Origin of the sequence: Dyella japonica DSM 16301, assembly GCF_001010355.1 — a bacterium.
Taxonomy (GTDB): domain Bacteria; phylum Pseudomonadota; class Gammaproteobacteria; order Xanthomonadales; family Rhodanobacteraceae; genus Dyella; species Dyella japonica.
Genome location: NZ_JPLA01000022.1, coordinates 89,649 through 102,923 on the forward strand (window position 1 = coordinate 89,649; position 13,275 = coordinate 102,923).

At 64.7% G+C, this 13,275-nt stretch carries 12 protein-coding genes; 11 read left to right on the forward strand and 1 reads right to left on the reverse strand.

What is annotated here, in order from left to right; translation table 11 throughout:
* Positions 1-111 precede the first annotated feature (111 nt).
* The gene (locus Y882_RS08495; RefSeq protein ID WP_046971476.1) at positions 112-1,911 is read right to left on the reverse strand and encodes an aminopeptidase P family protein; all 1,800 of its coding nucleotides are present in this window, start codon (positions 1,909-1,911) and stop codon (positions 112-114) included.
* 223 nt (positions 1,912-2,134) lie between these two features.
* On the opposite strand from Y882_RS08495, the gene cyoA reads away from it, so the two are divergent.
* The 11 genes from cyoA (at position 2,135) to mgtE (ending at position 13,236) form a co-directional block, all read left to right on the forward strand.
* Complete coding sequence (gene cyoA, locus Y882_RS08500) at positions 2,135-3,118, forward strand: ubiquinol oxidase subunit II (protein ID WP_046971477.1); 984 nt, start codon at positions 2,135-2,137, stop codon at positions 3,116-3,118.
* A 3-nt stretch (positions 3,119-3,121) separates the two neighbouring features.
* Positions 3,122-5,146 carry a cytochrome o ubiquinol oxidase subunit I gene (cyoB, locus tag Y882_RS08505; protein ID WP_046971478.1) on the forward strand — a complete coding sequence of 675 codons (2,025 nt, stop codon included), beginning with the start codon at positions 3,122-3,124 and terminating at the stop codon, positions 5,144-5,146.
* A 3-nt stretch (positions 5,147-5,149) separates the two neighbouring features.
* A complete protein-coding gene (cyoC, locus tag Y882_RS08510) occupies positions 5,150-5,782 on the forward strand; it encodes a cytochrome o ubiquinol oxidase subunit III (RefSeq protein ID WP_046971479.1) in 633 nt (210 codons plus the stop codon).
* Entirely contained in the window at positions 5,782-6,150 is a 369-nt protein-coding gene (gene cyoD / locus Y882_RS08515) for a cytochrome o ubiquinol oxidase subunit IV (RefSeq protein ID WP_046971480.1), read from the forward strand. The genes cyoC and cyoD overlap by 1 nt, the downstream gene beginning before the upstream one ends.
* Before the next feature lie 220 nt (positions 6,151-6,370).
* Positions 6,371-8,041: a CTP synthase gene (gene pyrG, locus Y882_RS08520; protein ID WP_046971481.1), complete on the forward strand. Its 1,671-nt coding sequence runs from the start codon at positions 6,371-6,373 to the stop codon at positions 8,039-8,041.
* Positions 8,038-8,871, forward strand: a complete 834-nt coding sequence (kdsA, locus tag Y882_RS08525) for a 3-deoxy-8-phosphooctulonate synthase (protein WP_046971482.1) — start codon at positions 8,038-8,040, stop codon at positions 8,869-8,871. The genes pyrG and kdsA overlap by 4 nt, the downstream gene beginning before the upstream one ends.
* Positions 8,872-8,973: 102 nt before the next feature.
* Entirely contained in the window at positions 8,974-10,287 is a 1,314-nt protein-coding gene (gene eno / locus Y882_RS08530; RefSeq protein ID WP_046971483.1) for a phosphopyruvate hydratase, read from the forward strand.
* An 18-nt stretch (positions 10,288-10,305) separates the two neighbouring features.
* On the forward strand, positions 10,306-10,632 hold the full coding sequence (gene ftsB / locus Y882_RS08535; protein ID WP_046971484.1) for a cell division protein FtsB: 327 nt from the start codon (positions 10,306-10,308) through the stop codon (positions 10,630-10,632).
* Positions 10,629-11,321 (forward strand): 2-C-methyl-D-erythritol 4-phosphate cytidylyltransferase, encoded by a 693-nt coding sequence (ispD, locus tag Y882_RS08540; RefSeq protein WP_046971485.1) that lies wholly within the window; start codon positions 10,629-10,631, stop codon positions 11,319-11,321. The genes ftsB and ispD overlap by 4 nt, the downstream gene beginning before the upstream one ends.
* 26 nt (positions 11,322-11,347) lie before the next feature.
* Positions 11,348-11,821: a 2-C-methyl-D-erythritol 2,4-cyclodiphosphate synthase gene (gene ispF / locus Y882_RS08545; protein WP_046971512.1), complete on the forward strand. Its 474-nt coding sequence runs from the start codon at positions 11,348-11,350 to the stop codon at positions 11,819-11,821.
* A complete protein-coding gene (gene mgtE, locus Y882_RS08550) occupies positions 11,818-13,236 on the forward strand; it encodes a magnesium transporter (protein ID WP_046971486.1) in 1,419 nt (472 codons plus the stop codon). Before ispF ends, mgtE begins: the two co-directional genes overlap by 4 nt.
* Positions 13,237-13,275 lie beyond the last annotated feature (39 nt).

Consider the following 13,275-nt stretch of genomic DNA (forward strand, 5'->3'; position numbering starts at 1 on the left):
GGGGCGGGAAGGTCAAGCGTCCTCTGTTTGTAGGAGCGCACCCTGTGCGCGACCCGGCCTTCGGCCGGGCCGGTTCGCGCACAGGGTGCGCTCCTACAAGGAGGGGCAGTGTTAAAGGGGGGCGCAGTGCCGCTCCAGCCAGACCAGATCGGCGTCTTCCAAGAGCGGCGCTAGCGCCGCTCGCACGGTGGCATGGTAGTCATCCAGCCAGGCCCGCTCCTCGGGATTGAGCAGCTCCGGTTCCAGCGCACGGCGGTCGAACGGGCACAGGGTGAGCGTTTCGAACGCGTAGAACTCGCCAAATTCGGTCTTGTCGGCCTCGATCACCACCGCCAGGTTCTCGTGGCGGATGCCGTGGCGGCCCGGCTTGTACAGGCCCGGTTCGATCGAGGTGATCATGCCGGGGTCCAGCGGCACCAGGGTGGCGCCGGACGCCGGCGGGCGGATGCCTTGCGGGCCTTCGTGCACATTAAGGAAGTAACCCACGCCGTGGCCGGTGCCGTGGCCGTAGTCCATGCCGCTCGCCCAGAGCGGCGCGCGGGCCAGTGCATCGAGCTGCGGGCCGCTGGCGCCTTTGGGGAAACGGGCGCGGCTGAGGGCAATCAGGCCTTTCATCACCAGGGTGGCGTCGCGGCGCTGCTCGGCGGTGGTTTCGCCCAGCGCCAGCACGCGGGTGACGTCGGTGGTGCCGCCCAGGTATTGACCACCGGAATCGACCAGCAACAGGCCCTGCGGCTTCAGCGTGCTGTGGGCTTCCGGCGTGGCCCGGTAATGGGGCAGGGCGCCATTGGCCTGGTAGCCGGCGATGGTGGAGAAACTCTCGCCGACGAAATTCGGCTGGGCGGAACGTTCTTCGCGCAGCAAGGCATCGACGTCGAGCTCGGTCTGCTTCATGCCGGCGGTGACGCGTTCCTCCAGCCGGCGGAACGCGCGGACCAGAGCCGAGCCGTCCCGGCGCATGGCGTCGCGGACGTGTTCCAGCTCGGCTTCGGTCTTGCGTGACTTGAACAGCGTCGACGGATTGGCCGCCTCGATCAGCGGCGTGGCCGTCGGGATCGCGGACGCCACGGCCACCACGATGCGGTTGCCGTCCAGCAGCAATCGATCTTGCGCGCCCAGCTCGGCCAGCGTGTCGGTCACGGTCGCGTAGTCGGCAATGCGAACCTGATCGGCATGAAGCGCCTGCACCAGGGCATCGCTGAGCTTGCCGCGATCGACGAACAAGGTGGCGTGTCCTTCGGCCTGCACCAAAAGATGGGCGAGGAACACAGGATTGCATTCCACATCGCTGCCGCGCAGGTTGGTCAGCCAGGCGATGTCGTCGAGGCTGGACACCAGATGATGGGTGGCGCCCAGTTTGCGCATGGCGGTGCGCAGGCGGCCGAATTTGTCGCTGCGCGGTTGGCTGGCGTAGCGGGCCGGATGTTCCACGATGGGCGCGGCGGGCAGGGCGGGACGATCCGGCCAGATCAGTGCCGGCAGGTCGAGGTCCGTGCGCAGCTTCGCGCCGTTGCGTTCCAGGCGTCGCTCAAGCTGCCGGGCGGCGGACAAGGAGAAACTGTCGCCAGCGACGGCCAGGACCTGGTCCTCGCCCAAGCGTTCAAGCAGCCATTCGATATGTTCCGGCGCGTGCGCCACGCGCTGCTTCATCAGCTCGACGCCGCTGCCGGCCAGTTCCGTGCCGGCCTGCGCGAAATAGCGGCTGTCCGTCCATAGGCCGGCGTGATCGGCGGTGACCACCAGGGTGCCGGCCGAGCCGGTAAACCCGGAGAGCCATTGGCGCGCCTGCCAGTGCGCCGGCAGATATTCGGATAGGTGGGGATCGGCGCTGGGCACGAGGCAGGCGGCGATGCCATGTTGCTTCATGGCTTGCCGCAGGGCGGTCAATTTCGCGGGCGTGGTGAGGTCCATCGCGGCATGTTAGCAGGGCGCCGCGCGGACGAAATTCTTCCTTTTTCGACCAAGGTCGACGCACGAATGCGGGTGCGCGCGCTTGCTTTTTCAAGTCAAGGGGTCGCGGCCTCGTGCGCAAAATGTTGCATGTGCGGCATTGTGTCTCTAGGAGAGGAAAACGCGGGGACAAATCGCTACCATGCCGCCCGTCCCCACGCTGTACCCCAGGTAGTCAGTGAACATGCATGCCCTTATTTCGCGCTTGCGCTACGCAGGCGTTGGCGCCGCTGTGTTGCTCAGCGGTTGCAACTTGGAAGTCCTCACGCCCAAGGGCGACGTGGGTTCCCAGGAGAAGTCCCTCATCCTGATCGCGCTGGGCCTGATGGCCATCGTGGCGATTCCGGTGATCGCGATGACGCTGTGGTTCCCCTGGCGCTACCGCAAGGCCAACAAGAACGCCACCTACGCGCCGTCCTGGTCGCATTCGACCAAGATCGAGCTGGTGGTGTGGACGATCCCCGCGATCATCGTGGCCATCCTCGCCGTGATCACCTGGACGAGCTCGCATGCGCTCGATCCGTACAAGCCGCTGGAGTCCGAGGCCAAGCCGGTGACGGTGCAGGTCGTGTCGATGGACTGGAAGTGGCTGTTCGTCTATCCGGAATACGGCGTGGCCTCGGTCAACGAGCTGGCCTTCCCGGTCGATCGCCCGGTCAATTTCCAGATCACCTCCGATTCGGTGATGAATGCCTTCTTCATCCCGCAGCTGGGCAGCCAGGTCTACGCGATGGCGGGCATGGAAACCAAGCTGCACCTGATTGCCCGCGAGCCGGGTGCGTACGACGGCCTGTCGACCAACTTCAGCGGCGAAGGCTTCTCGGACATGCACTTCAAGGCCATCGCCACCTCGGAAGACGGCTTCAAGGACTGGATCGCCAAGGCCAAGGCCACGCCGACCACGCTCGACGCCGACAGCTACAAGACCCTGGCCAAGCCCAGCGAGAAGGCGCCAGTCGCCTACTACGGCAACGTGGCCAACGGCTTGTTCTCCAGCGTGCTCAACCAACACATGGATGGCATGTCGCACGACGCCGCCGCGCACGGGGAGATTTCGATGGACATGTCTCACGACGCGCCGGAAGAAAGCATGCAGATGGACATGCACGAACACCAGGACGGGGGCGCTGTGTCCTCGAACATCACCCCGGCCAAGGCAGAGAAGTAAGCCATGTTTGGAAAGCTCACCCTTGACGCGATTCCCTATCACGAACCGATCGTGATGGTGACGCTCGCCGCCGTCCTCCTTGGCGGCCTGGCGATGCTCGCGGCTCTTACCAAGTTCCGTCTGTGGGGTTACCTGTGGAAGGAATGGTTCACCTCGGTGGACCACAAGAAGATCGGCATCATGTACATCATCGTGGCGCTGGTCATGCTGCTGCGCGGCTTCGCCGATGCCTTGATGATGCGCCTGCAGCAGGCCACGGCCGCGGCCGATTCGGCCGGCTACCTGCCGCCGCACCACTTCGACCAGGTGTTCACCGCCCACGGCGTGATCATGATCTTCTTCGTGGCGATGCCGCTGATCACCGGCCTGATGAACCTGGTGGTGCCGCTGCAGATCGGCGCGCGCGACGTGGCTTATCCCTTCCTCAACTCGCTCAGCTTCTGGCTGTTCCTGTCGGGCGTGTTCCTGGTGATGGTGTCGCTGTTCGTCGGCGACTTCGCCGCGACCGGCTGGCTGGCCTATCCGCCGTTGTCCGGGCTTGATTACAGTCCAACGGTCGGCGTCGATTACTACATCTGGGCGCTGCAGCTATCGGGTCTGGGCACCACGCTGAGCGGCATCAACTTCATCGTCACCATCATGAAGATGCGCACGCCCGGCATGACGCTGATGAAGATGCCGGTGTTCACCTGGACGGCGCTGGTCACCAACATCCTGATCGTGGCCGCATTCCCGATCCTTACGGTGACGCTGGCGCTGCTCACGGCCGATCGTTATCTCGGCATGCACTTCTTCACCAACGATCTTGGCGGCAACGCCATGATGTACGTGAACCTGATCTGGATCTGGGGCCACCCCGAGGTCTACATCCTGGTGCTGCCGTGCTTCGGCGCGTACTCGGAAATCGTCGCCACGTTCTCCAAGAAGCCGCTGTTCGGTTACAAGTCGATGGTGTACGCCACCTCGGCGATCGGCGTGCTGTCGTTCCTGGTGTGGCTGCACCACTTCTTCACCATGGGCTCGGGTGCGAACGTCAATGCCTTCTTCGGCATCATGACGATGATCATCTCGGTGCCTACCGGCGCGAAGCTGTTCAACTGGTTGTTCACCATGTACCGCGGCCGCGTCGAGATGACCGTGCCGATGCTGTGGACGATCGGCTTCATGGTCACCTTCGTGGTCGGCGGCGTCACCGGCGTGCTGATGGCGGTGCCGGGTGCGGACTTCGTCCTGCACAACAGCGTGTTCCTGATCGCGCACTTCCATAACGTGATCATCGGCGGCGTGGTGTTCGGCTGCCTGGCCGCGATCAACTACTGGTTCCCCAAGGCGTTCGGCTTCCGCTTGAACGAGGCCTGGGGCAAGGCGTCGTTCTGGTGCTGGCTGGTGGGTTTCTACGTGGCCTTCGTGCCGCTGTACATCCTGGGCCTGAAGGGCATGACGCGTCGCATGAACCACTATGCGAACCCCGATTGGCAGCCTTATCTGATCGTCGCCGCCATCGGCGCGGCGATCATCGCCGCCGGCATCTTCTGCATCCTCGTGCAGTTCTACGTCAGCGTGCGCGACCGCAAGAAGCTCACCGATCCCAGCGGCGACCCGTGGGGTGGCCGCACCCTGGAATGGTCGATCAGCTCGCCCGCACCGTTCTACAACTTTGCAACGCTGCCCCAGGTCCGTGAACTGGACCAGTTCTGGGAAGACAAACAAAACGGAGTCGCCTACGTGCAACCTGCCAAGTACGAAGACATTCACATGCCCCGCAACACCGGCGTCGGTGTGGTCATGGGCGCGTTCGGTACGGTCCTGGGTTTTGCCCTGGTGTGGCACATCTGGTGGATGGCGGCGATCGGCCTGCTCGGCATGATTGCTTCCTTCATCGTCCGCGCCTACGACCGCGACGTCGACTACTGGGTGCCGGCGGCCGAAGTGGAACGCATCGAGCGTTCGCGTCACGCCCAGCTCAAGCAGTTCCAGACCACGCAGGTGGCTCCGGTGGCCGCTCCGCAGCGTCAGAAGGTGGCGTAAGTCATGAGCAGTCCTGCAGTAAGCGCCACCCACGGCGCGCTCGACGGCGTCTCCCACGGGGGAGACGCCCATCACCACGACGATGGATCCAAGACCCTGCTGGGGTTCTGGATCTATCTGATGAGCGACTGCCTGATCTTCTCGGGCCTGTTCGCGACCTTTGCCGTGCTGGCCAACGCCACCGCGGGCGGCCCGACCGGCAAGGAGCTGTTCGAGCTGCCGTACGTGCTCGGCGAGACCATGCTGCTGCTGATCTCGTCGGTCACCTTCGGCATGGCCATGCTGGCCATGCACGCCGGCAAGAAGAACCAGCTGCTCGCGTGGCTGGCGGTGACCTTCGTGTTCGGCGCCGGCTTCATCGGCATGGAAGTGCATGAGTTCGCCAAGCTGATCGCCGACGGCGCCGGCCCGAGCCGGAGTGCGTTCCTGTCCAGCTACTTCACCCTGGTCGGCACGCACGGTCTGCACGTGACCTGCGGCCTGATCTGGCTGGTGGTGATGATGGACCAGATGCGCCGCTACGGCCTGACCGACGCGACCCGTCGCCGCCTGTCCTGCCTGAGCCTGTTCTGGCACTTCCTGGACATCGTCTGGATCTGCGTCTTCACCTTCGTCTACCTGCGGGGTGCCATCTGATGTCCGCCCATCCTTCGTCCCACGACGCGGCCCACCACGACGCCGCCCACGGCAGCACCAAGTCCTACTTGATCGGCTTCGTGCTGTCGGTGGTGCTGACCCTGGCCTCGTTTGGCGTGGTCATGAGCGGCAAGGTGCCGCACGAGCTGATGATGCCCGGCATCATCGTGTTCGGCGTAGCCCAGCTTATCGTCCAGCTGGTCTACTTCCTGCACATGGGCACCTCACCCTCGCAGCGCGGCAACCTGGCCATCATGCTGTTCACCCTGCTGATCCTGGCCATCGTGGTGGTCGGCTCGCTGTGGGTGCTGCACAACATGAATGTGAACATGATGCATCCGACGTCGCAGATGGTGCCGGTGGAGTAAGCCGGGGCTGCTGCGTGACGACAGGGGCGCCTTCGGGCGCCTTTGTTGTTTATGGGGCTACCTAGGGCCCCCCTCGTCAATCCGGCGCGGGCCGGAATGACGATCAAAAACAGGGCCTCCAGACCCTCAACTTGAACGCCCCAGTCATTTAGCCACCGCAAACCCTCGCGGTAGAACCGTTCTTCCTCTAAAATGCCGATTTCCAGCACGGCTGCATCCCATGACCCCCCTGATTTTCGTCACCGGCGGTGTGGTGTCCTCGCTTGGCAAGGGCATCGCCGCGGCGTCGCTGGCTTCCATCCTGGAAGCGCGTGGCCTCTCGGTCACCATGATGAAGCTGGATCCGTATATCAATGTGGATCCCGGCACCATGAGCCCCTTCCAGCACGGCGAGGTCTATGTGACCGACGATGGCGCCGAGACCGACCTCGACCTCGGTCACTACGAGCGCTTCGTCAACACCCGCCTCACCGGCAAGAATTCCATCACCACCGGCAAGATCTACGAATCGGTGATCCGCAAGGAGCGCCGCGGCGATTACCTGGGCGCCACCGTGCAGGTGATCCCGCATATCACCGACGAGATCAAGCACTGCATCCACGAGGCCACCCGCGGCTATGACGTGGCGATGGTCGAGATCGGCGGCACCGTCGGCGACATCGAGTCGCTGCCGTTCCTGGAGGCCATCCGCCAGCTGCGCATCGAGCACGGCCCGGAAAAGGTGATGTTCATGCACCTGACCCTGGTGCCGTACATCAAGGCCGCCGGCGAGATCAAAACCAAGCCGACCCAGCATTCGGTAAAGGAGCTGCGCTCGATCGGTATCCAGCCGGACGTGCTGCTGTGCCGTTGCGAGCAGCCGCTGCCCGATGGCGAGCGCCGCAAGATCGCCTTGTTCACCAACGTGCCCGAGAACGCCGTGATCAGCGCGGCCGACGTGGACATCATCTACAAGCAGCCCCTGTGGCTGCACAAGCAGGGCCTCGACGAGATCGTGGTCAAGCGCCTGGGCCTGCAGGTCGGTCCGGCGGATCTTTCCTCGTGGGTGCGCACCGTCGAAGCGGTCGAGCATCCCAAGGACGAGGTCACCGTGGCCATCGTCGGCAAGTATGTCGAGCACAAGGACGCCTATAAGTCCCTGGGCGAGGCCTTGCGCCACGGCGGCATCAAGCAGCTGACCCGCGTCAATCTCAACTGGGTTGATTCGGAGCAGGTCGAGGCCGAAGGCGCCGCCAAGGCGCTGGGCAATGCGGACGCCATCCTGGTGCCGGGCGGTTTCGGCAAGCGCGGTTTCGAAGGCAAGGTGCTGGCGGCCAAGTACGCCCGCGAGAAGGGCGTGCCGTATTTCGGCATCTGCTACGGCATGCATGCGGCGGTGGTGGACTTCGCCCGCAACGTGGCGGGTCTGAGCGAAGCCGATTCCAGCGAAAACGATCGCAACAGCCCCGATCCGGTGATCGGCCTGATCACCGAGTGGACCACCGCCACGGGTGAAGTCGAGCAGCGCAGCGAGCGTTCGGATCTGGGCGGCACCATGCGCCTGGGCGCACAGGAATGCCGCCTCAAGGCCGGTACGCTGGCGCGCGAGCTGTACGGCCAGGACGTGGTGCGCGAGCGCCATCGTCACCGCTACGAATTCAACAACCGCTACCGCCAGACGTTCGAAGACCTCGGCCTGGTGATCTCGGGCAAGTCGATGGACGACCTGCTGGTCGAAATCGTCGAACTGCCGCAGCAGAAGCACCCGTGGTTCCTCGGCTGCCAGGCGCATCCGGAGTTCACCTCCACCCCGCGCGACGGCCACCCGCTGTTCATCGGCTTCGTGCAGGCCGCCCGCGAGTTCAAGGCAGTGCGCGAAGGCGAGCGTCTGGCCAAGGAGTCCGTCGCATGAAGCTGTGTGGCTTCGAGGTCGGCCTGGACCAGCCGCTGTTCCTGATCGCCGGCCCCTGCGTGGTCGAGTCCGAGCAGCTGCAGATGGATACCGCCGGCAAGCTCAAGGAAATCACCGGCAAGCTCGGCATCAACTTCATCTTCAAGTCCAGCTTCGACAAGGCCAATCGCTCCTCGGGCAACAGCTTCCGCGGTCCCGGCCTGGAAGCGGGCCTGAAGATCCTCGGCGAAGTGAAGCGCCAGCTCGGCGTGCCCGTGCTCACCGACGTGCACGAATACACGCCGATGAACGAAGTGGCCGCCGTGGTCGACGTGCTGCAGACGCCGGCCTTCCTGTGCCGCCAGACCGACTTCATCCAGAACGTGGCGCGCGCCGGCAAGCCGGTGAACATCAAGAAGGGCCAGTTCCTCTCGCCGTGGGAGATGAAGAACGTGGCCGAAAAGGCCAAGGCCGTCGGCAATAACGACATCATGGTGTGCGAGCGCGGCGCCAGCTTCGGCTACAACAACCTGGTTTCGGATATGCGCTCGCTCAGCGTGATGCGCGACACCGGTTGCCCGGTGGTGTTCGATGCCACCCACTCGGTGCAGTTGCCGGGCGGGCAGGGCACCAGCTCGGGTGGTCAGCGCGAGTTCGTGCCGGTGTTGGCGCGCGCGGCGGTGGCCGTGGGCGTGGCCGGCTTGTTTGCCGAAACGCATCCCGATCCTTCCAAGGCGCTCAGCGACGGCCCCAATGCCTGGCCGCTGGACAAGATGGAAGCGCTGCTGGAAACCCTGCTCGAACTGGACCAGGTCACCAAGCGGCATCGTTTCCTCGAACACACGCTGTAACAGCTCTGATCCGCCTCGGGGGAGGCGAATGAAGCGCATCCCCCGCAGATCAGGCAGGATGTCTCCCCCTCGCTTCATTCACCTCATCAAGCAACGGATCCCATGAGCACCGAAATCACCCGCATCCACGCACGTGAAATCCTCGATTCCCGCGGCAACCCCACGCTTGAAGCGGAAGTGACGCTGGCCGGCGGCGGCTTTGGCCGCGCTGCCGTGCCGAGCGGTGCGTCGACGGGTTCGCGCGAAGCGGTGGAGCTGCGCGACGGTGACAAGGCCCGCTACCTGGGCAAGGGCGTCAAGAACGCGGTGGGCAACGTCAACGGCGCCATCGCCAGCGCGCTGAAGGGCTTTGACGCCGCCAACCAGGGCGGTCTCGACGCCAAGCTGATCAACCTCGATGGCTCGCCGAACAAGGGCAAGCTGGGCGCCAACGCCATCCTCGGCGTGTCGATGGCCGCCGCACACGCCGTTGCTGCGCAGAACCGCCAGCCGCTGTGGCAGTACCTCGCCAGCATCAACGGCACTACCGGCAAGCCGGGCGCGTTGCCGGTGCCGATGATGAACATCATCAACGGCGGTGCGCATGCCGACAACAACGTCGACGTGCAGGAATTCATGGTGCTGCCGGTGGGCGTGTCGAGCTTCAGCGAGGCGCTGCGCGCCGGCGCGGAAATCTTCCACGCGCTCAAGAGTGTGCTCAAGGGCAAGGGCCTGAACACGGCGGTGGGCGATGAAGGCGGCTTCGCGCCGGACCTGCGCTCGAATATCGAAGCGCTCGACACCATCCTCGAAGCGGTCAACAAGGCCGGCTACAAGGTGGGCAGCGAGATACTGCTCGGCCTGGACGTGGCGAGCTCCGAATTCTTCAAGAACGGCAAGTACGACCTCGAAGGCGAGGGCAAGATCTACACGCCGGAACAGTGGGTCGACGTGCTGGCCAGCTGGGCCAAGCAGTACCCCATCGTCACCATCGAAGACGGCATGGGCGAAGGCGACTGGGACGGCTGGAAGCACCTGACCGACAAGCTCGGCCAGAACATCCAGCTGGTCGGCGACGACCTGTTCGTCACCAACCCGAGCATCTTCCAGGAAGGCATCGACAAGAAGATCGCCAACGCCATCCTGATCAAGGTCAACCAGATCGGCACGCTGTCCGAAACGCTGGAAGCGATCGCCATGGCCGACGCCGCCAAGTACGCAGCGATCGTGTCCCATCGTTCGGGCGAGACGGAAGACACCACCATCTCCGATATCGCCGTGGCTACCACTGCGACGCAGATCAAGACCGGTTCGCTGTGCCGCACCGATCGTGTGGCCAAGTACAACCAGCTGCTGCGTATCGAAGAGGCGCTGGGTTCGGCCGCGCGTTACGCTGGCCGCGACGCGTTCCCGAACCTGGCCAAGCTGCCGGGCTGATAGGAGCGCACTACGCCTATGCTGCGTTGGGTTGCCCTGGTCCTGGTACTCGTGCTGATCGCCCTGCAGGTGAAACTGTGGAGCGGCACCGGCGGCGTGCACGGCGTGGAAACGCTGCGCGCCGCGGTGAAGAAGCAGGGTGAGGACAACGACAAGCTGACCCAGCGCAACCAGGCGCTGGGCGCGGACGTGAGCGACCTCAAGCACGGCGAGCAAGCCGTGGAGGCACGCGCCCGCGCCGAGCTCGGCCTGATCAAGCCGGGCGAAACGTTCTACCAGGTGGTTGAAAAGCCGGGCGCCACGCAGGCGCCCGCGTCCGCAGCCTCCACCAACGGCAACCCATGAGCGCGCCGCTCTGGTGCGTGGTGCCGGCGGCGGGGCGCGGCACGCGTGTTGGTGGCAGCATCCCCAAACAATACCTGCCGTTGGCCGGCCGGCCGCTGATCCTGCATACGCTGGAGCGGCTGGCGTCGCATCCCCGCATCGCCGGTCTGATGGTGGTGCTGGGCGACAACGACGGCCACTGGCCGGGCGTCGATCATCTGTACGGCAAGCCAGTGCTCACGACGCTGGGCGGTGCGGAGCGTTGCGACTCGGTACTGGCTGGCGTGCGCGCCTTGCCGCCCGAGGTAAGCGACGAGGGCTTCGTGCTGGTACATGACGCGGCACGTCCCTGCGTGCGCGAAGGCGACATCACCCGTCTGCTCGATCTGGGTATGCCCGCCGGTGGCGGCCTGCTGGGCGCGCCCCTGCGCGACACGCTCAAGCGCGCCAATGATGTCGGACGCAGCGATGTCACCGAACCACGCGATCATCGCTGGCGTGCGTTCACGCCGCAGATGTTCCGTCGCGGCGAGCTCGCGGCTGCGCTGCAGGCGGCTTACGCGGCCGGCGTGACGGTGAGCGACGAGGCCATGGCGATGGAGCGCGCGGGTTTCGCGCCGTTGCTGGTCGAGGGCGCCGAAGACAACATCAAGGTCACCACGGCAACGGATTTCGCACTTGCGGAGTTCCTGTTGTCGCGTATGAAATGAGCCCGAGGCTCCAAGGAGTATCCATGATGCGCATCGGACAGGGCTTCGACGTCCACACTTTCGGCGAAGGCGACCACGTGATGCTGGGCGGCGTACGCGTGCCGCACACGCATGGCGTGGTGGCGCACTCCGATGGTGACGTGGTGCTCCATGCGCTGTGCGATGCGATCTTCGGCGCGCTGGCGCTGGGCGATATCGGCCGGCATTTTCCGCCCAGCCAGGAGCAATGGCGCAACGCCGACAGCCGCGTCTTCCTGCGCCATGCCGCCAAGCTGATGCGCGAGCAGGGCTATACGCTGGGCAATGCCGATGTCACCGTGATCTGCGAAGCGCCCAAGGTGGGCCCGCACTCGCTGGCCATGCGCGAAGCCGTGGCCGAGGAACTGCGCTGCGAACTGGGCCGTATCAGCATCAAGGCCACCACCACCGAAAAGCTCGGCTTCACCGGCCGCGGCGAGGGCATTGCGGCGCAAGCCTGCGTGCTGCTGGTCCTGGCATGAGCGAGCTAGGAGGCCGCAGCTCGGCCTCGCGTCTCCACGACCAACTGGAGACGATCGCCGAACAGTTGCGGCGACTGCGCGGCCTCGGCCAGTTGCCGGAGCCCGACAGCGACCAGGGTTTCCGCGAGACGCAGGTCGAGCTGCAGCGTCTGCTCGATGCGTTGCATCCGGCCGATATCGCCTATGTGCTGGAGGCGTTGCCCCTGGTCGACCGCCTGGCGGTGTGGCAGCGCGTGAAGGCCGATCGCGATGGCGAGATCCTGCTGGAAGTCTCCGATGCGGTGCGCGAATCGTTGATCGCCGATATGGACGATCACGAGATCCTCGCCGCCGTCGAACCACTGGATGCGGATGAACTGGCCGACCTGGTCGAGGACCTGCCCAGCGAGGTGCTGCCCGAACTCATGGCCAGCCTCGATGCGCAGCAACGCGAACGCGTGCAGGCTGCGTTGTCGTACCCGGAGGACCAGGTCGGCGCGCTGATGGATTTCGAGATGATCACCATCCGCGAAGACATCAGCCTGGAAACCGTGCTGCGCTATCTGCGCCGTTTCGACGAGCTGCCCGCGCAAACCGACAAGCTGTTCGTGATCAACCAGGACAACCTGCTCACCGGCGTGCTGCCGCTGCACTGGCTGCTGGTCAACTCGCCCGAAAAGCGCGTGAGCGAGGTGATGGCGCCGGACGTCAACACGTTCCATCCCCAAGACGATGCCTATGAGGTCGCCCAGGCGTTCGAACGCTACGACCTGGTCAGCGCGCCCGTGGTGGATGGCAACGGTCATCTGATCGGCCGCATCACCATTGATGCGATGGTCGACGTCTTGCGCGAGGAGAGCGAAAGCGAAGCCTTGAATCGCGGCGGTCTGCGCGAAGAGGAAGACGTGTTCGCCTCGGTGTGGAAATCCATCCGCAACCGCTGGGCCTGGCTGGCGGTGAACCTGGTGACCGCGTTTATCGCCTCGCGCGTGATTGGCCTGTTCGAAGGTTCGATCCAGCATCTGGTCGCGCTTGCCACGCTGATGCCCATCGTCGCGGGCATCGGCGGCAATTCGGGCAACCAGACCATCACCATGATCGTGCGTGCACTGGCGCTGGACCAGATCACGCCGGCCAGCGCGCGGCGACTGTGGGGCAAGGAAATCGCCGTCGCCCTGATCAACGGCCTGGTCTGGGGCAGTGTGATCGGCGTGGTGGCGTGGCTGCTCTACGACAATTTTCCGCTCGGCGTGGTGATGACCACCGCGATGACGCTCAACCTTGTGCTCGCCGCGTTTTGTGGCGTCGGTATCCCGTTGCTGATGATGCGCATGGGGCGCGATCCCGCACTGGGTTCGAGTGTGATGATTACCGCGATGACCGATTCGGGCGGCTTCTTCATCTTTCTCGGCCTCGCCACGCTGTTCCTGATGTAGTTGGTTCCAGCGCTCTTCTTCTTTGTTGCCGGCCCCCGC

Excerpts from the sequence above, each read along its gene's own strand:
- cyoB (WP_046971478.1), top strand. The coding sequence starts at position 3,122 with ATGTTTGGAAAGCTCACCCTTGACGCGATTCCCTATCACGAACCGATC.
- ispF (WP_046971512.1), top strand. The coding sequence starts at position 11,348 with ATGCGCATCGGACAGGGCTTCGACGTCCACACTTTCGGCGAAGGCGAC.
- mgtE (WP_046971486.1), top strand. The coding sequence starts at position 11,818 with ATGAGCGAGCTAGGAGGCCGCAGCTCGGCCTCGCGTCTCCACGACCAA.
- ispD (WP_046971485.1), top strand. The coding sequence starts at position 10,629 with ATGAGCGCGCCGCTCTGGTGCGTGGTGCCGGCGGCGGGGCGCGGCACG.
- Y882_RS08495 (WP_046971476.1), bottom strand. The coding sequence starts at position 1,911 with ATGGACCTCACCACGCCCGCGAAATTGACCGCCCTGCGGCAAGCCATG.
- kdsA (WP_046971482.1), top strand. The coding sequence starts at position 8,038 with ATGAAGCTGTGTGGCTTCGAGGTCGGCCTGGACCAGCCGCTGTTCCTG.
- cyoC (WP_046971479.1), top strand. The coding sequence starts at position 5,150 with ATGAGCAGTCCTGCAGTAAGCGCCACCCACGGCGCGCTCGACGGCGTC.
- ftsB (WP_046971484.1), top strand. The coding sequence starts at position 10,306 with ATGCTGCGTTGGGTTGCCCTGGTCCTGGTACTCGTGCTGATCGCCCTG.
- eno (WP_046971483.1), top strand. The coding sequence starts at position 8,974 with ATGAGCACCGAAATCACCCGCATCCACGCACGTGAAATCCTCGATTCC.
- cyoD (WP_046971480.1), top strand. The coding sequence starts at position 5,782 with ATGTCCGCCCATCCTTCGTCCCACGACGCGGCCCACCACGACGCCGCC.
- pyrG (WP_046971481.1), top strand. The coding sequence starts at position 6,371 with ATGACCCCCCTGATTTTCGTCACCGGCGGTGTGGTGTCCTCGCTTGGC.
- cyoA (WP_046971477.1), top strand. The coding sequence starts at position 2,135 with ATGCATGCCCTTATTTCGCGCTTGCGCTACGCAGGCGTTGGCGCCGCT.